Annotated in this window: 19 protein-coding genes and 3 pseudogenes; 14 read left to right on the plus strand and 8 right to left on the minus strand. The window is 66.5% G+C overall.

Annotated features, from left to right (window positions below):
* Positions 1 to 762 (plus strand): annotated as a pseudogene (locus ATB1_RS09450) (ATP-NAD kinase family protein); the annotation flags it as partial.
* A 175-nt stretch (positions 763 to 937) separates the two neighbouring features.
* On the opposite strand, the gene ATB1_RS09455 reads toward ATB1_RS09450, so the two are convergent.
* The gene (locus ATB1_RS09455; RefSeq protein WP_187367337.1) at positions 938 to 1312 is read right to left on the minus strand and encodes a carboxymuconolactone decarboxylase family protein; all 375 of its coding nucleotides are present in this window, start codon (positions 1310 to 1312) and stop codon (positions 938 to 940) included.
* Positions 1313 to 1630: 318 nt separating this feature from the next.
* On the opposite strand from ATB1_RS09455, the gene ATB1_RS09460 reads away from it, so the two are divergent.
* Positions 1631 to 2662, plus strand: coding sequence for a phosphate uptake regulator PhoU (locus ATB1_RS09460; protein ID WP_004970831.1), 1032 nt, complete (start codon positions 1631 to 1633; stop codon positions 2660 to 2662).
* Between the two features lie 51 nt (positions 2663 to 2713).
* Here ATB1_RS09460 and ATB1_RS09465 read toward each other — a convergent pair.
* Together ATB1_RS09465 and ATB1_RS09470 are read right to left on the minus strand one after the other, a co-directional pair.
* Positions 2714 to 3158: pseudogene (locus ATB1_RS09465) on the minus strand (hypothetical protein).
* Between the two features lie 174 nt (positions 3159 to 3332).
* Positions 3333 to 4514, minus strand: a complete 1182-nt coding sequence (locus ATB1_RS09470) for an LEA type 2 family protein (RefSeq protein ID WP_042663484.1) — start codon at positions 4512 to 4514, stop codon at positions 3333 to 3335.
* 152 nt (positions 4515 to 4666) lie between these two features.
* Here ATB1_RS09470 and ATB1_RS09475 point away from each other — a divergent pair, with 152 nt between their 5' ends.
* From ATB1_RS09475 to ATB1_RS09490, 4 genes are all read left to right on the plus strand, one after another.
* The gene (locus tag ATB1_RS09475; RefSeq protein WP_004043756.1) at positions 4667 to 4849 is read left to right on the plus strand and encodes a hypothetical protein; all 183 of its coding nucleotides are present in this window, start codon (positions 4667 to 4669) and stop codon (positions 4847 to 4849) included.
* A 61-nt stretch (positions 4850 to 4910) separates the two neighbouring features.
* On the plus strand, positions 4911 to 5135 hold the full coding sequence (locus ATB1_RS09480) for a hypothetical protein (protein ID WP_004043755.1): 225 nt from the start codon (positions 4911 to 4913) through the stop codon (positions 5133 to 5135).
* A 43-nt stretch (positions 5136 to 5178) separates the two neighbouring features.
* Positions 5179 to 5610, plus strand: coding sequence for an SRPBCC family protein (locus ATB1_RS09485; protein WP_042663485.1), 432 nt, complete (start codon positions 5179 to 5181; stop codon positions 5608 to 5610).
* Between the two features lie 441 nt (positions 5611 to 6051).
* Positions 6052 to 6369, plus strand: coding sequence for a hypothetical protein (locus ATB1_RS09490; RefSeq protein WP_042663486.1), 318 nt, complete (start codon positions 6052 to 6054; stop codon positions 6367 to 6369).
* A gap of 53 nt (positions 6370 to 6422) precedes the next feature.
* On the opposite strand, the gene ATB1_RS09495 is transcribed toward ATB1_RS09490, so the two are convergent.
* Complete coding sequence (locus tag ATB1_RS09495; protein ID WP_042663487.1) at positions 6423 to 7949, minus strand: aldehyde dehydrogenase family protein; 1527 nt, start codon at positions 7947 to 7949, stop codon at positions 6423 to 6425.
* Between the two features lie 132 nt (positions 7950 to 8081).
* On the opposite strand from ATB1_RS09495, the gene ATB1_RS09500 reads away from it, so the two are divergent.
* Complete coding sequence (locus tag ATB1_RS09500) at positions 8082 to 8801, plus strand: helix-turn-helix domain-containing protein (protein WP_042663488.1); 720 nt, start codon at positions 8082 to 8084, stop codon at positions 8799 to 8801.
* 29 nt (positions 8802 to 8830) lie between these two features.
* Here the strand turns inward: ATB1_RS09500 and ATB1_RS09505 are convergent, their stop codons facing one another.
* Entirely contained in the window at positions 8831 to 9670 is an 840-nt protein-coding gene (locus ATB1_RS09505) for a proline dehydrogenase family protein (protein ID WP_042663489.1), read from the minus strand.
* 180 nt (positions 9671 to 9850) lie between these two features.
* Here ATB1_RS09505 and ATB1_RS09510 point away from each other — a divergent pair.
* From ATB1_RS09510 to ATB1_RS09530, 5 genes and pseudogenes are all read left to right on the plus strand, one after another.
* Positions 9851 to 11163 (plus strand): annotated as a pseudogene (locus tag ATB1_RS09510) (ABC transporter substrate-binding protein).
* A 52-nt stretch (positions 11164 to 11215) separates the two neighbouring features.
* A complete protein-coding gene (locus ATB1_RS09515; RefSeq protein WP_042663490.1) occupies positions 11216 to 12157 on the plus strand; it encodes a branched-chain amino acid ABC transporter permease in 942 nt (313 codons plus the stop codon).
* Positions 12154 to 13278, plus strand: a complete 1125-nt coding sequence (locus ATB1_RS09520) for a branched-chain amino acid ABC transporter permease (protein WP_042663491.1) — start codon at positions 12154 to 12156, stop codon at positions 13276 to 13278. The genes ATB1_RS09515 and ATB1_RS09520 overlap by 4 nt, the downstream gene beginning before the upstream one ends.
* Complete coding sequence (locus tag ATB1_RS09525) at positions 13275 to 14081, plus strand: ABC transporter ATP-binding protein (RefSeq protein ID WP_042663492.1); 807 nt, start codon at positions 13275 to 13277, stop codon at positions 14079 to 14081. Before ATB1_RS09520 ends, ATB1_RS09525 begins: the two co-directional genes overlap by 4 nt.
* Positions 14078 to 14815, plus strand: a complete 738-nt coding sequence (locus tag ATB1_RS09530; RefSeq protein WP_042663493.1) for an ABC transporter ATP-binding protein — start codon at positions 14078 to 14080, stop codon at positions 14813 to 14815. The genes ATB1_RS09525 and ATB1_RS09530 overlap by 4 nt, the downstream gene beginning before the upstream one ends.
* 57 nt (positions 14816 to 14872) lie before the next feature.
* On the opposite strand, the gene ATB1_RS09535 is transcribed toward ATB1_RS09530, so the two are convergent.
* Both ATB1_RS09535 and ATB1_RS09540 read right to left on the minus strand, forming a co-directional pair.
* Positions 14873 to 15670 carry an RIO1 family regulatory kinase/ATPase gene (locus ATB1_RS09535; RefSeq protein WP_042663494.1) on the minus strand — a complete coding sequence of 266 codons (798 nt, stop codon included), beginning with the start codon at positions 15668 to 15670 and terminating at the stop codon, positions 14873 to 14875.
* A gap of 39 nt (positions 15671 to 15709) precedes the next feature.
* Positions 15710 to 16147: a universal stress protein gene (locus ATB1_RS09540; RefSeq protein WP_042663495.1), complete on the minus strand. Its 438-nt coding sequence runs from the start codon at positions 16145 to 16147 to the stop codon at positions 15710 to 15712.
* A gap of 153 nt (positions 16148 to 16300) precedes the next feature.
* Between ATB1_RS09540 and ATB1_RS09545 the strand changes: the two genes are divergently transcribed.
* A complete protein-coding gene (locus ATB1_RS09545) occupies positions 16301 to 17443 on the plus strand; it encodes an acyl-CoA dehydrogenase family protein (protein WP_042663496.1) in 1143 nt (380 codons plus the stop codon).
* Between the two features lie 24 nt (positions 17444 to 17467).
* Here ATB1_RS09545 and ATB1_RS09550 read toward each other — a convergent pair whose 3' ends face one another.
* Entirely contained in the window at positions 17468 to 17923 is a 456-nt protein-coding gene (locus tag ATB1_RS09550) for a FlaD/FlaE family flagellar protein (protein WP_042663497.1), read from the minus strand.
* A 322-nt stretch (positions 17924 to 18245) separates the two neighbouring features.
* Here ATB1_RS09550 and ATB1_RS09555 point away from each other — a divergent pair, with 322 nt between their 5' ends.
* A complete protein-coding gene (locus tag ATB1_RS09555) occupies positions 18246 to 20369 on the plus strand; it encodes a histidine kinase N-terminal 7TM domain-containing protein (RefSeq protein WP_042663498.1) in 2124 nt (707 codons plus the stop codon).
* Positions 20370 to 20516 lie beyond the last annotated feature (147 nt).

The raw sequence follows: 20516 nt of genomic DNA on the forward strand, positions 1-20516 counted from the left end.
ACGCCGACGCGGACCTCGTGTTGTTCGTCGGCGGCGACGGCACCGCGGCGGACGTGGCCGAGGCGCTCGACGGCACCGACGTGCCGATGCTCGGCGTCCCCGCGGGCGTGAAGGTCTACTCCTCCGTCTTCGCCGTCTCGCCCGAGGACGCCGCCCACGTCGTCACCTCGTTCGAGCGGACCGAGGCTCGCGAGGTCATGGACATCGACGAGGACGACTACCGCGAGGGCGAGGTCAGGCCGGAGCTTCGGGCGGTCGCGCACGTCCCCGTCGCCGAGGACCTCCAGTCGTCGAAACAGACCGGCGGCGGAACCGTCGAAGCGCTGGCCGCGGGCGTCGCCGACGACATCCGTGCGACCGAGGGCGTCACCTACGTCCTCGGCCCCGGAAGCACCGTCGGCGCGGTGAAAACCGAGTTGGGCATCGACGGGTCGCCGCTCGGTGTCGACGTCTACCGCGACGGCGAGGTGCTCGCCCGCGACGCGACCGAGGCCGAGATTCTGGCGAGTCTCGGCGAGGAGAACGTCATCGTCGTCACGCCCATCGGCGGACAGGGGTTCGTCTTCGGCCGCGGCAACCCCCAACTCTCTCCCGGCGGTGATTCGCCGCTGTGACGTGTCGGTCGTCGCCTCGCGGTCGAAGCTCGACGCGATTCCGGTCCTCCGGGTCGACACCGACGACCCCGACCTCGACGCCGACCTCCGCGGGTGGACGAAAGTCCGGGTGGGCCGCGTCGAACGCCGGATGATGAAAATCGAGTGAACGGCGCATGTCAGAAGCCGCTGACTCGGCGGGTCGACAGTCGGTCGCTGGATCGCGCTGGAGAGCGGGCGGGAATCGGTCACGGCCGATTCGGCGACCGGCTCGAACCGGAGCGTCAGCGGAAAATAATCGAGCGAGAGGACGCGAGCGGGAGGACGCCCCCTCGGCTGTCTCGTCAGTCGTCCGCGGCCGCCTGCTGCTCCATGATGTGCTCGACGATTTCGTCCGTTTCGGTTCTGAACTCGTCGAGGTCGGTCTCGTTCCCGTGGAGAATCGTCGAGAAGTACTTCGTGTCGGCGGCGAGGTTGACGGTCTCTTTGAGTTCCGCGTCCGCGACGCCGCTCAACCGCGCCTCCTCCGTGTGGAAGTAGGTGCAGTACGGACAGTTAATCGCGGCCGCGACGGCGACCCCGATGAGCGCCTTCTCTCGCGCGGCCAACTCGGTGTCGGTCCCCAAATTGAGGTCGCGGAAGAGTCCCCAACTGTGTTCGCTCGCCGGTTCCGCCAAATTCTCCATCCAACTCGGGACCTGGCCGAGCATTCCCTCCATTTCTTGTCGTGTGGCTGTCGATACCATAGTTGCCCCTTCACCTCCGGGATTCTCTGCGTTAGGAGGCGATTATTGTATGGATTCGACGTCGTAAAGTTATGAGCCGATTGGATATGTGTAATCTGCTCGTATCGACGACGTTCTGCAGAAATTCGCGGTTAATACGCCGGTCTACGGGACGGTTCTCTCCCCCCGCTCGAAGCCGGAGGACGTGGATGATTTAATATTTTGAATCGTGTGCAATGAGACCCACTATCCATTATTCACAGAGGGTGTAATATAGTGAGATTTAAGGTCATTGGATGGGTTCTGACTGCCATGGAAACCCGGAAAGTCCAGCGTCTCGGTCCCTCCACGCTGGCGATGACGCTTCCAGCGGAGTGGGCCAAGGAACACAACGTCGAGAAGGGCGACGAGGTGACCATTCGGACGAGCGGTAAGGGAACGCTGACCGTTCTCCCCGAGTCGGTCAACACCGAGGATTCGAAGGCGACGATTCGCGCCGACAGTCTGAACGCGGAGGCGCTCGAACGCGCCATCGTGGCGCAGTACGTCCTCGGGCGGCGCGTCATCCACATCGAAAAAAGCGAGGGCGCGCTCGATTCGGACCACATCAACGCCGTCTACAAGGCCGAGACCCAGCTCATGGGCCTCGGCGTCATCGAGGAGACGCCCGAGCGAATCGCGATTCGCTGTTCGGTCGACGCGGAGGACTTCACCCTCGACAACCTGCTCGAACGACTCGAAAACACGGGCAGTACGATGCGCGGCGAGGCCGTCAAGGCGCTCGCCCACGGCAACCCCGACCTCGCCCAGCGGGCGCTCAACCGCGAGCGGCAGGCGAACAAGATTTTCGTCCTCCTGCTTCGGCTCATCTTCACGTCCTACCAGAACCCCAACCTCGCGCGGGCGGTCGGTCTCGACTCCGGCTTCCCGCTCATCGGCTACCGCTCGGTGGCGAAGAACCTCGAACTGACCGCCGACAACGCCGAGGACATCGCCAACATCGTCATGGACGCCGAGGGCCACACCATCGACGTCGACCAGTCGACGATGCGGCGCATCCGCGAGTTCACGGACCACGTCGACGAGATTACGACGACCGCGGTGCGGGCCGTCGTCGAGCGCGACTACGACCTCACCATCGAGTGCCGAGAGCTGTTCCGCGAGATAAGCGACCGCGAGCGTGACATCCTCAACGACCTCCCGGAGATGGAAAACCAGAAGCTCCTCCAGATTCGCGAGGTGCTGGTGAGCCTCCAGCAGACCGCGCAGTACGCGATGCGGAACGCCGAAATCGCGTCGAACCTCGCGCTCAACGAGGAGTCGGACCACGTCACGATAGACTGAGAAACCGAAACAGGACCGCGGCCACCGACTCCGGCGGCGCGCCGTCACCCCTCAGTCGGCGATGACTTCCATCGCCTCGTTGTTCTCGGTCTCGGACGACTCTTTTTCGCCCGTCAGCGGGTTGCGACTGGCGATGCGGCAGTCGAACGCCGGGATGCTCGCCGAAGTGCCGGAGTATCATGTGGCGGCGCGAGCCGGTGATGCCGGTGCGGCCGATGTCCTCGGCGGTAAAGCGCTCGGGCAGGCGGTCGTACAGGCGGCGCAGTTCGTCGAAACTGGCGAACACCTTCGCGTTGCCGGTGGAGTCCGCGCCGCGGCGGGAGACGACGTAACTGCCGTCCCGGCGGTACTCGCCGGCCGTGCGGAAGAACTCCCGTTTCTCGGTCAGCGCCGAACCGATGGCCTCCTGCAGGTCGGCGGCGGCGTCTCGGGACAGTTCACAGGACTGGTCGCCAAAGGAGACGACGATGGTTTCGTCGTCGCTCTCGACGGACACAGGGTTCTCATTACGGGAGAAGAACTCGATCAGGAGCGTGGGTACTCCGTGTCATATCCTCGACTATCGCAGCCGACGGTAAAGAGTTATCGGCTCAGTCAGGATTCACCGACGATTCTTCGGTAGTCCCGGCGGTCGAACGGCGAGCCGACTCCGGCCCGCGGGGCGGGACCGCTACAGGAGGCCGTCGTCGGTGGTCGTGGTCTCGCCGTCCGTCGCGGTCGTCGTCGTCGCGGTTTCGGTTGCAGTCGCGGTCGTCGTCTCTCCCGTCGCCGCGGTCGTCGCAGTCGCGGTCTCGGTCTCGGTCTCGGTCGCAGTTTCGGTCTCGGTCGCGGTCTCGGTCTCGGTCGCGGTCTCGGTCTCGGTCGCCGTCGTTTCGTCCGTCGTCTCTCCTCCGCCGGACGCCGCCTTGTTCCCGAAGATGTCCGTCTCGAACGTCTTCTCGTAGGTCAGCGGGTCGAGGGGGACGCGAAGCGTCGTGCCGCCGGCGTCGAGGTTCGCGTAGAAGTCGATGCGCAGGTCGGTCGTCTGGTCGCGTTCGAGGTGCGAGACCCACCACTCGTCGAGCCTGTCGTTTTCGATGTGGGTCGTCGCCTCGATGGTCTCCGTCGACCGCGGGGAGATGACGTACTCGGAGTTCGTCGTCCCCTCGCCGACGTCCACGTCGTTCATGGAGATGTCGTAGCCGAGTTCGGAGACCGCAATCGGGTACGGCTTGGGGTTGTGGACGACGAACGTGAGTTCGAGCGCCGTGCGCTCGCCCGTGGACTCGCCCCACTCGGCGCTCGTCTCGTTGACGTACAACACGGGGTCGGAGACGACCGGCGACTCCGCGTTTATCTCGCGGGTTTCGGTGGAGTTGAACGCCGACAGCAGGTCGGTGTCGATGCTCCGGGATATCTCGGGCGCTTCGAACGTCCGGCCGAGCGTCTCAGAAGTGACGGTGGCGTCCACGGCGAGGTCGGTGTGTTCGCCGTTCTGGATGTGCGAGACCCACCACTCGGGGATGCGCTCGTTTTCGAGCGTCGTCCGGAGCGGAACCGCCGTGGTCCCCCGCCCGATAGCGACGCCGCCTTTCTCCCCCGTCGCCATCTGAATGCCGTTCATCTCGACGCCGTAGTCGACTTCGAGCCCCGAGAGGTTCGCCGACAGCGGGTTGGGGTTCGAGACGTACAGGTCGGTGTCGATGACGGTCGCCGTCTCGTTGACGCCGGCGAACCGATTGTCGACTCGGTCGACGCTCGGCGCGCCGATGACGCCGGCCGCGAACGCCCCGCCGACGCCGGCCGCGACGACCACCAGCGCGACGAGTGCAATACGGAGTCTTCCGCCGAGCAGCGCGGATCTCAGTCCCATCGTTGTTGACACACGAGACTGGTGGTACATATGTCGAACGACTGAGCGCGACGCGGCCCTGAGGGCGCTCCCACACGCCTCGACCCTCGTCACGTCGCCCCACGACAGGCGGTGTCGAATGAACTAAGTGCGCACCCGCGAAGGTCGGAAACATGGAAACCAAGACGGTGCAATCCGACAAGTCCATCGGCTTTGCGGCGTTGTTCGGCGTGCTCACGCTCGTCGGCGCAGGGCTGATGGTCGCCGGACCGGACCAGTTGACGAAGGCGCTCGGATTTATGGTAGCGATTATCGCGGCCTCGCTGGCCGTCTGCGGTGCGCATCTGTTCCAGTAGCTATCAACGTTGAGGAACACGGGTAACCGTTAATAACGCCCATTCCCTAGACGGCCCGAGGATGACTGAGTACACCGACGAGGAACAACGCATTCTCGCCTATCTCCGCGACAGCGTCAGCCGCGGCGAGGGCTACTTCCGGGCGAAGAACATCGCCGAAGCCATCGGTCTCACCGCGAAGCAGGTCGGGTCCCGCCTGCCGCGGCTGGCCGAGAAGTCCGAGGACGTCGAAATCGAGAAGTGGGGCCGCGCCCGCTCGACGACGTGGCGCGTCACCCGAAGCTGAGGCGATTCCACGGCTTTTTACTGTGGAGGTGTGATGGTATCCCATGACCGTCCGCGTGAAACGAACCTTCGAGTTCGACGCTCCCGGCGAGCGCGTCTGGGAGTTTATCGCCGACCCGGCCAAGCGAGCGGGGGCTATCAGCGTCGTCGACCGCTTCGACGTGGCCGACGACGGCCGCCACGCGACGTGGTATCTCGAACTCCCGATTCCGCTCGTCCGCTCGACGGTGACCGTCGAGACCGAGGATATCGAGGTCGACGAGCCGACGCACGTGAAGTTCGTCGGCAAGTCGCGGGTGATGCGGGTGACGGGCGAACACACCATCGAGGAACGCGACGGCGGGAGCCGACTCGTCAACGAGTTCACCGTCGACGGCCGCCTGCCGGGCGTCGAGGCGTTCTTCGAGCGCAACCTCGACCGCGAACTCGACAACCTCGAATCGGCGCTCCGGCGCGAGTTCGAAGCGACCGCCTGAGGCCGGCGACGGCTTCGTTGGTCCGCGCTCGTCGCCCCCGTGGCCCGGAGTTCGAGACGGCGAGAACCGTGGGTTCACGGGGTATGCGAACGGGTGTTGCGGTGGGTTTATACATCGTGGCTCCTAAGCGAAAGTCGCCGACGCAATAGGCGCTTTTCTCGCCAGTCGTCGGCGACTCCACATCCGCCGCACCCGCCGCAACGTTTCGGGGTCCGTTGCGGCATCCGAAACGACGTGGCCACGTCGTTTCGCGCTCCCAAGCCCGGTGGGAGCGCACTCCCCTCGTCTCACTTCGCCAACTGGTGACACGAGATTCGGCGGGAGGCGAATTCGCCTCCGCCTTTTGACGACCGCTTCGCTCCGAGCCGCGCCGCTATCGAGCCGCGACGCACACTCGTCTCAGAGCGCACGCTTCTTTCCCCCGAGGGCCGTGGAGCCACCATGACCGAGACGATTCGAGGCGACGTGCTGCACGCCATCCCGCCGGACAAACTCGACGACGAGGAGTTGTCGCCCGAACTCCGGGCGCTGGCGGAGTCGCGGCACGTCCTCGTCGTCCGGAAGGGCGGCCATCCCTCGATACTCGACCTCGTCTGGGCGTTCGTCCGCCGCGACCCAATCGAGGCGGTGACCGTCGTGACCGACCGCCCGGCCGAGGAGGACGAGGAGGTGACGCTGACCGTCGAGGAGACGGACATGCCCGGCGTCTACGTCGAGGCGGCCGCTCACGGGGAGGCGGAGTCGGACGACGGACACTGAAAGAGCGACAGAAAAAAGCGGGACGAGTGCGGGGCCGCGGCGCGGTGCGGGCCTTACTCGTCTTCTCTGGTCTTGATGTCCGCGGAGAGGCCCTGCGCCATGCGAATCTCCTTGGAGTTGTTGAGCGTCCACGCGGTGCGCTCGGTGACGGCCTCGATGATTTCGCGGGCCGAGGGGTAGCCGTTGCCGGACTTCTTCACGCCGCCGAACGGGAGGTGGACCTCCGCGCCGATACACGGGAGGTTGCCGTAGGCGAGACCGACCTCGGCGTGGTCGCGGAAGTAGTTTATCTGGCGGTAGTCCTCGGAGATGACGGCACCGGCCAGCCCGTAGTCGGTGTCGTTCTGAATCTCGACGGCGTCCTCGATGTCACCGGAGTACTTCAGGAGGGCGACGTGGGGACCGAAGACCTCCTCGTGGGTACAGCGGAGGTCGTCGTGGGGGTCGGCCTCGTAGACGAACGGCCCGACCCAGTGGCCCGCCTCGTGGCCCTCGGGAATCTCGTCGGCGTCGAGTTCGGTGCGATCGACGAGGACGTTCACGCCCTCCTTCTCCGCGAGTTCGTTGTACTTCGTGACCTTCTCCTTGTGGCCCTCCTCGATGAGGGGGCCCATGAAGGTGTCCTCGCGGAGCGGGTCGCCCACGGAGACGTTCTTCGCGTTCTCGACGAAGCGCTCCTTGAACTCGTCGTAGACGTCCTCGTGGACGACGATGCGCTCGGAGGAGACACAGCGCTGGCCGGTGGTCTTGAACGACGACATCGTCGCGGAGTGGACCGCGATGTCGAGGTCCGCCTTCTCGGTGATGACGACGTTGTTCTTGCCGCCCATCTCGCACGCGGCGAGCTTGCCGGGCTGTTGGGCCACCTTGCTGGCGACCTCGTGGCCGACCTCGGCGGAGCCCGTGAACAGCACGGAGTCGACGCGCTCGTCGTCGACGATGCTCGCGCCGGCGTCGCCGAATCCCTGCACCATGTTGAACACGCCGTCGGGGATGCCGGCGTCCTCGAACATCTCGGCGATGATCTGGCCGCACCACGGCGTCTGCTCGGCGGGCTTCCAGACGACGGTGTTGCCCTCGACGAGCGCGACGGCCATGTGCCAGAAGGGGATGGCGACCGGGAAGTTCCACGGGGTGATACAGCCGACGACGCCGCGGGGTTTGCGGCGCATGTAGGCGTCCTTCGCGGGAATCTCGGAGGGAATCACGTCGCCTTTGGGGTGGCGGGCGTCGCCCGCGGCCCACTCGACCATGTGGTACGCCTCGATGACGTCGGCGCGGCCCTCGGAGATCTCCTTGCCGCACTCCTTGGTCACGACCTCCGCGAGTTCCTCCGTGCGGTCGCGCAGTTCGTGGTAGATGTCCCAGAGGTACTCCGCGCGGTCGATGTGGGAGAGCTCGCGCCACTCCTCGTAGGCCTCGTCGGCCGCGGCGGCCGCCGCGTCGATGTCCTCGGGCGTCCCCCGTCGGAACGTCCCCAGCGACTCGCCCGTCGCGGGGTTCGTGCTCTCGAACGTCTCGTCGCCGGTTCCGTCCGTCCACTCGCCGTCGATATAGTGCCGATATTCGTCCTGCGCCATATGATTCTAGAGTCACAACTAGGATTAATAACCCCGGACCCTCCCATGGAAGGGGTCGCTCGGCGAGTCGACGGCGGCGTCGCCCCGCGCGACCACAGATAACATCTTACGTAACGCCGTGCTACCCGGTGTATGAGCGAGCGCACGGCAGGTGAAGGTACGCGCCTCACGCTCGACCTGTGGCATCCGAACTGTTGGGCGATCGAATCGACGAGCGAGTACGACGGCGGCATCCTCGCACACGCCATCTACGACGCCCCCACCGCGGGCGTCGAGCGGTCGAACGGGCTTTTCACCGCCTACGGCGAGTCGCTCGACGAGGTCGAGACGCTCCTCGACGTCATCGCCGACTCGGACCTCACGGGCGAGGTGTTGGAACTCCAGGAGCGGTTCGACTCCCGCGGGAAGCACGTCGCCCCCGGCCCGGTCGCCCGCGAGTTCTTCCTTGAGTACGACCCGAGCGACATGATGTGCCCGGAACTGCTCAAACACGGGTTCGTCCACAGCGCACCCACGCAGATAGAAAACGGCCGCGAGCGGTGGGAGGTCTGGTTCGCCGGCGCGCGCGAGGAGATACAGCCGCGCATCCAGACCGTCATGGACGAGACCGGCGCGGAGATTCGCGTCGCCTCCATCTCCACGTCCGAGGGGGCGGAACCGGAGCGCAGTCGGCGACTCGACACGCTCACCCGGAGCCAGCGGCAGGCGTTCGAGCTCGCGCGCGAAGAAGGATACTACCGCTGGCCCCGCGAGGTGTCGACCCGCGAACTCGCCGCCGAGATGGACATCTCGAAGACGACGCTCCTCGAACACCTGCGCAAGGCGGAATCGAAACTGCTCGACCCGCAGTAGCGCGGGCCGAATCGAGGACCGGTCCCGGCTCAGACGCCGGCGACGGCGCGGAGCGCGAACAGCGCGTTCGACTTCCGCTCGCGGACCCGCCGGTAGAAATAGGAGAACCAGTTGTCCCCGTAGGGGACGTACTGCCACGTCTCGATGCCGGCGGCCGCGAGGTCGCGCTGGCCGTCCTCGCGCACGCCCATGAGCATCTGCACCTCGTAGGGCGTCCCGTACCGCTCGTGGAGGCGGCGGGCGTGCGCGATCATGTGCGGGTCGTGACTGCCGACCGCGACGCCGTCGTCGAACTCGGTGAACATCTGTTCGAGGAGGTCCCTGTACACCTCGTCGACCTTCGACTTCTCCTTGTACGCGATGGACGCGGGCTCGTTGTACGCGCCCTTGACGAGGCGGACTTTCCCCGGCACGTCGGCGAGGCGTTCGAGGTCGTCGGGCGTCCGTTTGAGGTTCGCCTGCACGCAGACGCCGACGTTCCCGCCCGTCCGATGACCGAGGTCGTCGACGGCGTCGAGGGTCACGTCGGTCGTCTCGTGGTCCTCCATGTCGACCCAGACGAACACGCCCTCGGCGTCCGCGGCGTCGACGATGCGGTCGAGGTTCTCCCGGAACGCGCGGTCGCCGACGTCGAGGCCGATCTGTGAGGGCTTCACCGAGACGCAGCCGTCGAGGTTCGTCGCGCCGAGTTGGCGGACGAGGTCGACGTACGCGTCGGCGTCGGCGTCGGCGTTCGCCCGGTCGGAGTAGTGCTCGCCGAGCAGGTTCAGTATCCCCGCGATGCCGTCTCGGTTCAGCGACTCGACGTGCGAGACCGCCCCGTCGGCCGTCTCACCCGCCACGAAGTTGTTCGCGATGGGGGGTATCATGTCCCGCTATTGTGAGACACGTACCCTAAAGAGAGACCCTACCAAATAATTCTTGAAAATATATATGAAATAATCCCGGGAGCCTCGTTTCGTCCGACGAATTTCCGACTCCCGACCATGGGCGGTTACAGGTATATTTACGATAATTGGAGTGGTTTGCATGTTATGTCATCCCACGACATGGGCCGCAGAACGCTACTGAAACTATCGGGACTCACGCTCGTCGGAGCGACCGCCGGCTGTCTCGAAAGCGAAGAAGACGGCACGACGACCACGACTACCGAGGAAAGCGGCGGTGGCGGCGGCGGTGGCGAGGAGACGACCACGACTACCGAGGAAAGCGGCGGTGGCGGCGAGTCGTACACCATCGGGATGGTCGACTCGCTCACCGGGTCGCTCGCGCCGTACGGCGAGCGCAACACCCGCGGCCGCGAACTCGCGCTGGCCGCCGTCAACGAGGTCGGCATCGGCTCCGAGGGGGCGTCGCTGAACATCTCCGTCGAGGACGACGAGAGTACGAACCAGGGGGGCGTCAACGGCGCACAGAAACTCGTCAACCAAGACGGCGTGCCGCTCCTCATCGGCTCCGTCGGCTCCGGCGTCTCCATCGCCATCCACGACAGCGTCACGCAGGAGGCGGGCGTCGTTCAAATCAGCCAGAACAGCACGAGCCCCGAACTCACGACGCGCCCGGAACTGCTCCGCATGAGCCCTCGGGGGCGGCGAAGGGGCAGGCGCTCGCCGGCCTCGTCAGCGACGACGGTCACGACACCGTCGCCGTCACGTGGATCAACAACGACTACGGGACGGGGCTGTCAGACGTGTTCGCCGAGACGTTCGAGTCCGAACTCGGCGGCACGGTCGCCTACAACGAACCCCACGACCAGGGCCAGTCGTCGTACAGCGGCATCCTCACCGAGATGGCGTCGACGGACGCCTCGGCGTGGATTTTCCTCACCTATGCGAACGAGTACACCGTCATGGTCAACGAGGGGTTCGACCAGGGCTACAACACCGCGGTTGACTACTACGGCGCGGAGTCCACCGTCGCCGACTCCATCATCGAGAACACGCCCGCGGGCAGCATGGACGGCATGAAGGGCATCACCGAGAGCGCCCCGCAGGACCAAGAGAACTACCAGAACTTCGTCGCCGCCTTCGAGGAGAACTACGACGCGACGCCGACGGTCTGGTCGGCGTACGCCTACGACGCCGTCACGGTGGCGGCGCTCGCCATCGAGGCGGCCGACGAGTTCTCCGGCGAGGCGCTGTCGGCCGTCGTCCGCGACGTGACCCGCCCCGAGGGCGAGGAGGTCTTCAACTTCGAGGAGGCCGCGGCCGTCCTGCGCGACGGCGGCTCGCCGAGCGACATCAACTATCAGGGCGTCAGCGGCCCGGTCGACCTCGACGAGAACGGCGACCCGCCGGGCTACTACCAGATTTACAGCGTCGAGGACCACGAGTACGTCTTCGGCGACTACATCACGAGCTAACTATGCACGCACGGAACGGACGGCGAACGACCAACGGGAGGGTCTCGAATCCGTGATACCGCTCCAAGTCAGCCCCTTCCAGTACGTCGCCAACGGCGTGGTGTTTTCGAGCATCATCGTCCTCGCGGCCATCGGGCTGTCGCTCGTCTACAGCATCGCGGACTTCGCCAACTTCGCCCACGGCGACCTCATGACCGTGGGGGCGTTCTCCGCGCTGTTCTCGGTCGGCTTCCTCCGACCGATGCTGGGCGACGCGGGCGTGTTCGGACTGCCGCTTTGGTTCTTCCTCGCCCTCGCGTTCGGCATGGGGGCGGCAGCGGTCATCTCCGTCGTCACCGACCGCGTCGTCTACCGCCCGGTGAAGGGAAGCGGCTCTATCGGGCTTCTCATCTCCAGTATCGGCGTCGCGCTCGTCTATCGGGCGCTCGTCTTCCTGTCGTTCGGAACCGAGCCCGAGCGCTACGGCGTCCCGAGACAGGGGCCGATTCCGTGGGTCCGCGAGTCGCTCGGCATCGCGGTCACGCCGCGCAACCTCGTCGTCGTGGCGCTCACCGTCGTCCTCGTGACGACGCTGCACCTGACGCTGACGCGGACGACCCTCGGCCGGAAGATGCGCGCGACCGCGGACAACGCGGACCTCGCGCGGGTCAGCGGGATTCGAACCAACGAGGTAATCTTCGCAATGTGGCTCATCGGCGGCGCGCTCGCCGCGGCCGGCGGCGTCTTCCTCGGACTGGAGGAACTCGTCCGCCCGCGCATGGGCTTCGACATCCTGCTCATCGTCTTCGCCGCGGTCATCCTCGGCGGCATCGGCTCCGTCTACGGCGCGATGCTCGGCGGCCTCGTCATCGGAATGGTCCACGAGCTCGTTCCCCTGTTCTACCAGTGGGGAATCAGCCCGGTCGGCTCGCAGTACGCCGCGGCCGTCGCGTTCGTCATCATGGTCGCCATCCTGCTCGTTCGCCCGAGCGGAATCGCGGGTGATAGCGGATGAGCTCCGTCTCCTCGTGGGTGAGCGAGACGCTCGTCCGCGACGCGACCGAGCGGCGCATCTTCGCCACGCTCGGACTCGTCACCGTGTTGCTCGTCGTCGGCGTCTTCGTCGGCGTCATCGGCCCGCGGTTCCTCCTGTTCCAAATCGCGCTCGTCGGGATGTACGCCCTGCTGTCGCTCGGACTCAACGTCCAGTGGGGCTACGCCGGGCTCATCAACTTCTCCGTCGCGGCGTTCTGGGGAATCGGAGCCTACTGCGCCGCGCTGTTGACCGCGCCGAACTCCCCGCTCGGACTCGGACTCCACCCGGTGTTCGGGTTCCTCGCGGCAATCGTCGTGAGCGCGTTCATCGCGGTGCTCATCGGCATCCCGACGCTCCGCCTGCGCGAGGACTACCTCGCCATCGCCAGCCTCGGACTGGCCGAGGTCATCCGCGCCATCATCCTCAACGAGCGCCGGTGGACCGCCGGGTCGAGCGGTATCAGCGGCATCCCGAACCTCATGTCGTGGCTGCCGCTGACCGACGCCGCGACGACGGCCGCAATCGTGGTCGCCCTCATCGCGGTCGTCTACCTGTTCCTCCGGCGCGTCCACCGGTCGCCGTGGGGGCGCGTCCTCCGGACCATCCGGTCCGACGAGGACCTCGCCAAGGCGCTCGGCAAGGACACCTACCGGTTCAAGATGCAGGCGTTCGTCATCGGCTCGGTCATCATGGCTATCGCCGGGGCGTTCTACGCTCACTTGAACCTCTACATCGACCCCTCGGACCTCGTCCCCCTGACGACGTTCTACATCTGGATCGCCGTCATCCTCGGCGGGACCGGGTCGAACCGCGGGGCGGTCGTCGGCGCGGCCGTCGTCATCGCCATCCGCGAGGGGACGCGCTTCCTCAACGACATCGGGTTCATCCAGACGCTCGGCGTCGACCTGGCCCCGCTGCGACTGCTGTTCGTCGGCGGGCTCATCATCCTCATCATGCGCTTCCGGCAGGACGGACTCCTTCCCCCGAAGGACGAACTCATCTGGCCGGCGGCGCGCGACGGAAGCGGTGCCGGTGGCGCACCCGCCTCTGGTGCCGCCTCCGACGGCGGGACCGTCTCGAACGGGGGTGACGACCGATGAACGACGACGCGTACGAGGGAGCGCGCCTCGACAAGGACGACGTCGTTCTGAAGACGACCGACTTGGAGAAGGCGTTCGGCGGCCTCGTCGCCACCGACGGCGTCTCCATCGAGGTCGACCGCGGGACCATCACCGGGATGATTGGACCGAACGGCGCGGGGAAGTCCACGCTGTTCAACCTCATCTCCGGCTTCTACGAGAACGACGCCGGTCACGTCACCGTCAACGGCGAGGACGTCACCGACCTCGAACCGCACGAACGCGCCCGAAAGGGGCTCGTTCGGACCTTCCAGACGCCCCGGCGGCTGGAGGGGATGTCCGTCCGCGAGGCGATGCTCGTCGGTCCCGGCCCGCAGAAAGGCGAGTCCGTCTTCTCGCTTTTCCTCTCCGGCTCCGACGTGACCGAAGAGGAGCGGGCGAACATCGAACAGACGCGCGAGTTGCTCGAACGGTTCGAAATCGGGCATCTCATCGACCAGCCGTCGACCGACCTCTCCGGCGGGCAGATGAAGCTCGTCGAGCTCGCGCGGGCGTTCACGACGGACCCCGACATCCTGCTTTTGGACGAGCCGGTCGCCGGCGTCAACCCGACGCTCGCGAACGACATCAAGCGGTTCATCCGCGAACTCAACGAGGAGGGACAGACCTTCCTCATCATCGAACACGATATGCCGTTTATCATGGACCTCGCAGACCCCATCATCGTCCTCGACCAAGGGAAGGTGCTCATGGAGGGCTCGCCGGACGAAGTCCGCTCCGACGACCGCGTCATCGAGGCGTACCTCGGGGGGGCGGGGCCGTGACCAACCGCGCACTCGACGTCGCCGACGTCGACAGCGGCTACGGCGAGGTGCAGGTGCTCCGCGACCTGTCGCTCCACCTCGAATCGGACGAAATCGTCTGCATCATCGGGCCGAACGGCGCGGGGAAGTCGACCGTCCTCAAGACGGTGTTCGGCCTCCTCAAGCCGTGGACCGGCTCGGTCGAACTCGGCGGGCGGGACATCACCGGCGAGGAGCCGGAGGACCTCGTCCGCGTCGGGATGGGCTACGTCCCGCAGGTGGACAACGTCTTTTCCTCTCTCACCATCGACGAGAACCTCAGGATGGGCGGCGTCGCCCGCTCCGAGGGCCTGCAGGCCCGAATCGACGAGCTGTACGACCAGTTCACGATTCTCGACGAGAAGCGCTCGGCGAAGGCGCGGACGCTCTCGGGCGGCCAGCGGCAGGTGCTCGCGTTCGCCCGCGCGCTCGTGATGGAGCCCGAAGTGCTCCTCATCGACGAGCCCTCGGCGGGCCTCGCGCCCAACATCGTCCAGTCGGTGTTCGAGGACGTGAAGAAGGTGAACGAACTCGGGACGGCGGTCCTGATGGTCGAGCAGAACGCCCGCGAGGGACTCGGAATCTCCGACCGCGGCTACGTCCTCGACCAGGGGACCGTCGCCTACGAGGGCGACGCCGACGGCCTCCTCGACGACCCCGAAGTCTCGCGGCTCTACATGGGCGGCGCGGACTACGAGGGCGTCGAGGGCGAGTAGCGCGGTTCGCGCCCCGCGTCCCGGCGTTTTTCGTTCTGTTTTCGCGGGGCCCGACGACTACGCCGCGTGCTTTTCAATCTCGCCCTTGAGCGCCGCTGCGTCGAAGTCGTGGTCGGGTCGGATGTTGACGAAGTCGAGGAAGTCGACGGCGTCCAACAGCGCGTCCGCGTCGTAGGAGTCGAGCGCCGCGGCGACGGCCCGCTTGGGACCGACGAGCGGTTCGAGCGCGGCCAGCCCGCAGGCGAGGTCGTACGCGCGGGCGTCGCGCATCCCCTCGTCGTTGACGTTCGTCGCGTCGATGAAGTAGATGCCGTCCTCGCGGACGAGGACGTTCTCGGCTCTGAGGTCGCCGTGGGCGAGGTGGTTGTCGTGCATCTCCGCGAGCGCCGCGAACAGCTCCGGCGCGAGCCGTTCGACCTCCTCCCGCGGGGCGGTGTCGAGGGTGTGGAAGTTCGGCAGGTATTCGAGGACGAGCACGCCGAGGCCGTCCACCTCGAACGCCTCGACCGGCGCGGGCGCTTGCAGGCCGATGTCGCGGAGTCGCTTCGTGGCTTCGAGTTCGTGTTCGGCCATCTCCAGCGGCGTCCCGAAGTGGCCGAAGAAGCCCTCGGTCCCGCTGGAGAACGCGCCGAGGTTCCGCCCGGTGGTGAAGACGGCGTGGACGAGCGAGTTCTGTTTGGAGATGACTTTCACGAACCACTCGTCGTCGACGACCATCGGGGTCGAAAGCCAGTTGTCCGCCTCAAGAAATCGGATGTGGAGGCTGTCGCGGTCGTATCGCCGGGCGAGTTCGCGGGCGACCGTCTCCAGACGCGGCCACCCGAGGCGGCCGCGGACGAGCCGACGGAGGTCCATGCACCCCCGTAAGACGAGGGGCGGCTTAACCTCGTGGGCCTACGCCGACTCCTGTCGGACGGTCAACACGGGCGCGTCGGAGCCGCGGACGACGCGCTCGGCGACGCTCCCGATGAGGTAGCGGTCGATGCCGCTCCGGCCGTGGGTGCCCATCACGACGAGGTCGACGTCCCGCTCGTCGGCGTGGCGGATAATCTCGCTCGCTGGCGTGCCCTCGGTGACGACGGTTTCGACCTCGACGCCGGCCTCGCGGGCCCGCTCGGCGACGCGGCCTAACACCTGTTCGCCGCTTTCGAGGAGCGCCTCGCGGACCCGTTCGACCGAGAGCGCGGGCGCGGCGTAGCCGACCTCGCGCACGTCCGCGACGTAGAGCGCGACGAGCGTCGCGTCGTAGGTTCGGGCGTGTTCGAGCGCGTGGTCCAAGGCGGCGTCCGCGCAGTCGCTTCCGTCGGTCGGAAAGAGGATGTGCGAGTACATACGAGAGTCTCGGGTCGCGGCCCAAAAAGACCCGGACGCCCATTCCCACGCGGTGGGAGCGCCCCGGAGCGGGCCGCCGCTTTCGCCTCCACGGCCACATATCCTTCATGGTCGTTCGATTAGTTTATGTCCGGCACGGCGATAGTTTGCCGCATGGACTTCGACATCCCGGCCGAACACCGGATGATTCGGGACACCGTCCGCGAGTTCTGCGAGGAAGAAATCGCCCCCATCGCGCAGGACATCGAGGACGAACACCGGTTCCCCGCGGAGATATTCGACCAGTTGGCCGAGTTGGACGTGATGGGCGTCCCCATCGACGAGGCGTACGGCGGCCTCGGCGGCGACCAGTTGATGTACGCCCTCGTCGTCGAGGAACTCGGTCGCGTCTCGGGCGGTATCGGCCTGTCGTACGCCGCCCACGTCAGCCTCGCGTCGAAGCCCATCGAGCTGTTCGGCACCGACGAGCAGAAAGAACGCTGGCTCACGCCGCTGGCGGCCGGCGAGCACCTCGGCGGCTGGGCGCTCACCGAGCCCGGCTCCGGGAGCGACGCCAGGGACATGGACACGGTCGCAGAGCGGGACGGCGACGGCTACGTCATCGACGGCACGAAGCAGTTCATCACGAACGCGAGCGTCGCCGGTTCGATCCTCGTGAAGGCCGTGACGGACCCCGGCGCGGGCTACGACGGCATCTCGACGTTCATCGTCGACCCCGAGAACGACGACGGCTTCGAGGTGACGACCGAGTGGGACAAGATGGGACTCAACTGCTCGCCGACCTGCGAGCTCTCCTTCGACGACTGCTGGGTGCCCGAGGACCGCCTCCTCGGCGAGGAGGGCGAGGGCTGGAAACAGACGATGAAGACCCTCGACGGCGGCCGCATCTCCATCGCGGCGCTCTCGGTCGGGCTCGCCGAGGGCGCGTACGGCCACGCGAAATCGTACGCTCAAGAGCGCGAACAGTTCGACCGGCCGATTGCGAAGTTCGACGCCATCCGCGACAAACTCGTCTCGATGCACCGCAAGACCGAGCGGGCGCGACTGCTCACTCACAAGGCCGCGACGCGGTACGACGCCGGCGAGCGGGTGAGCCGGGAGTCCGCACTGGCGAAACTCGACGCCTCGGAGGCCGCCCGCGAGGTCGCGGAAGACGCGGTGCAGGTGCTCGGCGGTTACGGTTACACGACCGACTTCGCGCCCCAGCGGTTCTACCGCGACGCGAAACTCATGGAGATCGGCGAGGGGACGAGCGAGATTCAACATCTCATCATCGGCCGCGAACTCGGCCTCTGAGCGGCCGTCGAGTCCGGCGCTGACTCACTCCGAGTCGGCCATCGCCGACAGTCGGGCGACGTACGAGAAACTGCGGACGTGGTCTTCTTCGGTCGGCGCGTCTTCGAAGTCCGCGGGAACGGTAAACGAGACGACGCGCTCGCGAATCGCGCTGTGGGCCCCGTCGCCGATCCAGCCGATATCGCGGTAGTACGACGCCATCTCCAGCGCGCCGCGCCCGCCGAGTCGCTCGACCAGGTGGACACACCAGTCGAGGAGCACGCGCTCGGCCCGCGGGGTCCGCGGAACGTCGTCGAGGAACGGCTCGCCGTCCGAGGTGACCGCCGCGGTCGTTGCGAGGAGGCGCTCGTGGGCCACGTCGCGCCACGTCCGGTTCGTCGGCGGATCCGCCCAGTCGAACGTTCGGTCGCCGGCCCCGCGACGGGGCCTCGACCCGGTCGGGTCGTCGGCGTCGGCGGGGTGACGTGACTCGCGCGGCATCTATCCCTGCGTGTGCGTCCATCCGAATTAAGCGTTCGGGCGAACGTCCGACGCGTGACAGTTCCGTGGTTCCGCGGGCCGACCGAGTCGTCCGAACTGGGTGACTGATAATCGGATGACGGGGGCGAGTGTCAGGTGGAACGACAGTGCGCTACCGGGACGTATACGGCCGATCCGACTTGAACCAGTCCGATATCAGCGTTGATAGACAGGGCGAACCGCTTAAGTTCCGAACCGGCTACACGTTTGATATCGATCCGATGTGACACTCATCGGAAAGAACAGTTCCAAGAGAGTCACAGATGCGAGCCACGACCACCTCATGACCAGCGTCGAGTACCCACACGCGTACGCGCTGTTCGCCGCGGGCATCCTCGCCGGGGTCGTGACGCTCGTCGTTCTCGGTCGGTTCCGACTCTACTCGCGGCGCGTCCGTCTCCCCTTTGCGCTCTTGACGCTCACCGGGAGCGTCTGGGCGACCGCGTACGGCTTCGTCTTCCTCGCGACGACGCCGGCCAGCGAACTGTTCTACGCGCAGTTGGCGTGGGCCGGCGCGGCCGTGCTCCCGACGATATGGCTCGTCTTCACGCTCGTCTATGCCGGCGAGGACCAACTGCTCTCCTCGCGGATGCTCGGCTTTCTGGCCGTCGAACCCGCCGTCGCTATCTCCCTCAAGTTGACGAACGCCTCGCACGGACTACTCGGGTCGCCGCTCGTCCTCTGGCGGGCCGCGCGACCGGACCGATTCTCCGTCTCCGGCGCGGACTTCCTCGGTCCGTTCGGTCCGGACCTCGTTCTCGCCGCACACACCGTGTACGGGTTCGGCGTCGCCGTCATCGGGGTGAGCGTCATCGCGCGGACGTACCTCAAGAGCACGAACATCCACCGTCGACAGGCCGGGTTTCTCTTCGTCGCCGGGGTGATCCCTCTCGCCGCGCTCGGCGGCGAGTTCTTCTTCCCGTTCCGCATCAATCCGATCCCCGTCTCTATCGGCGTCAGCTCGGTCGTCGTGCTCTGGGCGCTCTTCAGACACCAGCTGTTCGACATCACGCCCATCGCCCGCGACGCGATTCTCTCGGAGATGCGCGACGCCGTCGTCGTCCTCGACGAACAGGACCGAATCGTCGAATCGAACGGTGCCGCCTCGGAGCTGCTTGCGCGGCCGGTCGCCGACTGCATCGGCGAGTCCGTCCTCGAAAGCGTCCGCGTCCCGACCGAGGTTCGGGCGGTGTTGGAGGGCGGCGACAGAGCCGAGGCGGTCGTCGAAGACGGCGGTGCCTGCCGGTATTTCGAGGTCCGCGCCGAGTCCCTCGGCGGCCAGACGAACGACCGGGCGCGCTTGCTCCTCTTCTACGACGTGACGGAGCGCCGCCGCACCGAAGAGGAGTTCCGCGCGCTCATCGAGAACTCGCGGGACGTCATCACCGTCCTCGACGAGGCCGGCGAACGGACCTACACGAGCCCCTCGGTGACGGAGGTGCTCGGCTATCGGACCGAGGCGCTCGTCGGCGAGTCGGTGCTCGACCTCGTCCACCCCAAAGACAGAGACCGAGTCGCCGACACCCTCGACGAGGTCGTCACCGGCGATTCGCCCGTGCGCGCGGAGTTCAGAGTCCGCCACAAGAACGGCTCGTGGCGGCGGTTCGAGACGGTGGGCGTGGACCTCCTCGACGACCCCGCCGTCGGCGGCGTCGTGTTGAACTCGCGGGACGTGACGAGTCGGCATCGCTACGAACAGCGCCTCCGGGTGTTGAACCGGGTCCTCCGGCACGACCTCAGAAACGACATGAACGTCATCCTCGGCCACGCCGACCTCCTCCTCGACGAACGCATCCCCGCCGAGTCGAAAGACCACGCTCGGACGATAAAGCGGAAGGCGTCGTCGCTGGTCGAACTCGGCGAGCAGACCCGGCACATCGACACGACGCTCACCCGCGAGTCGTCCGGCCTCGAACCCGTCGAGGTGGTCGAGCGCATCGAGACGCAGTTGGACGACGTCGAGTCCGACTACCCCGAGGCCATCGTCCATCGGAGCCTCCCCGACGAGGTGTGGGTCTCCGCGGACGACCTCATCGAATCGGCTATCAAACACCTCATCGACAACGCGCTCGAACACAACGACCGAGTCATTCCGGAAGTCGGCGTCACGGTCGAGCGGAGCGCGACCTCGACCGACTTCGTGGAGATTCGAATCGCCGACAACGGGCCGGGCGTTCCCGACGCCGAACTCTCCGTCCTCGAATCGGGGACCGAGACGCCGCTCCAACACATCAGCGGGCTTGGGCTCTGGTTAGTCCAGTGGATAATCGACCGCTCGAACGGTCAGCTTCGGTTCGCGGAGAACGACCCCAGGGGGACCATCGCAATCGTCGGCCTCCGGAGCGCCGACCGAGCGGTCTCCGTCAGCGACGGCGGGACAGTGGCGACCGAGTCGGAGACAGACTGAGCTACGCAGCGACTGGGTGAGTCGCATAGAAAACGAGACGACCCGAGAGCCGAGCGTTTAGGCCGCGTCGCGGAGCCGCACCGCGAGCCTGTGTGCGCCCTCGGCCGCGGCGGTCACCGGGTCGTCGGGGACGACCACGTTCACCGG

It is taken from the genome of Haloferax sp. ATB1, from assembly GCF_000730175.1.

Bases quoted from the DNA above. Each gene is read 5' to 3' on its own strand.
- ATB1_RS09455 (WP_187367337.1), bottom strand. From the start codon at position 1,312: ATGGAGGGAATGCTCGGCCAGGTCCCGAGTTGGATGGAGAATTTGGCG.
- ATB1_RS09460 (WP_004970831.1), top strand. From the start codon at position 1,631: ATGGAAACCCGGAAAGTCCAGCGTCTCGGTCCCTCCACGCTGGCGATG.
- ATB1_RS09470 (WP_042663484.1), bottom strand. From the start codon at position 4,514: ATGGGACTGAGATCCGCGCTGCTCGGCGGAAGACTCCGTATTGCACTC.
- ATB1_RS09475 (WP_004043756.1), top strand. From the start codon at position 4,667: ATGGAAACCAAGACGGTGCAATCCGACAAGTCCATCGGCTTTGCGGCG.
- ATB1_RS09480 (WP_004043755.1), top strand. From the start codon at position 4,911: ATGACTGAGTACACCGACGAGGAACAACGCATTCTCGCCTATCTCCGC.
- ATB1_RS09485 (WP_042663485.1), top strand. From the start codon at position 5,179: ATGACCGTCCGCGTGAAACGAACCTTCGAGTTCGACGCTCCCGGCGAG.
- ATB1_RS09490 (WP_042663486.1), top strand. From the start codon at position 6,052: ATGACCGAGACGATTCGAGGCGACGTGCTGCACGCCATCCCGCCGGAC.
- ATB1_RS09495 (WP_042663487.1), bottom strand. From the start codon at position 7,949: ATGGCGCAGGACGAATATCGGCACTATATCGACGGCGAGTGGACGGAC.
- ATB1_RS09500 (WP_042663488.1), top strand. From the start codon at position 8,082: ATGAGCGAGCGCACGGCAGGTGAAGGTACGCGCCTCACGCTCGACCTG.
- ATB1_RS09505 (WP_042663489.1), bottom strand. From the start codon at position 9,670: ATGATACCCCCCATCGCGAACAACTTCGTGGCGGGTGAGACGGCCGAC.
- ATB1_RS09520 (WP_042663491.1), top strand. From the start codon at position 12,154: ATGAGCTCCGTCTCCTCGTGGGTGAGCGAGACGCTCGTCCGCGACGCG.
- ATB1_RS09525 (WP_042663492.1), top strand. From the start codon at position 13,275: ATGAACGACGACGCGTACGAGGGAGCGCGCCTCGACAAGGACGACGTC.
- ATB1_RS09535 (WP_042663494.1), bottom strand. From the start codon at position 15,670: ATGGACCTCCGTCGGCTCGTCCGCGGCCGCCTCGGGTGGCCGCGTCTG.
- ATB1_RS09540 (WP_042663495.1), bottom strand. From the start codon at position 16,147: ATGTACTCGCACATCCTCTTTCCGACCGACGGAAGCGACTGCGCGGAC.
- ATB1_RS09545 (WP_042663496.1), top strand. From the start codon at position 16,301: ATGGACTTCGACATCCCGGCCGAACACCGGATGATTCGGGACACCGTC.
- ATB1_RS09550 (WP_042663497.1), bottom strand. From the start codon at position 17,923: ATGCCGCGCGAGTCACGTCACCCCGCCGACGCCGACGACCCGACCGGG.
- ATB1_RS09555 (WP_042663498.1), top strand. From the start codon at position 18,246: ATGACCAGCGTCGAGTACCCACACGCGTACGCGCTGTTCGCCGCGGGC.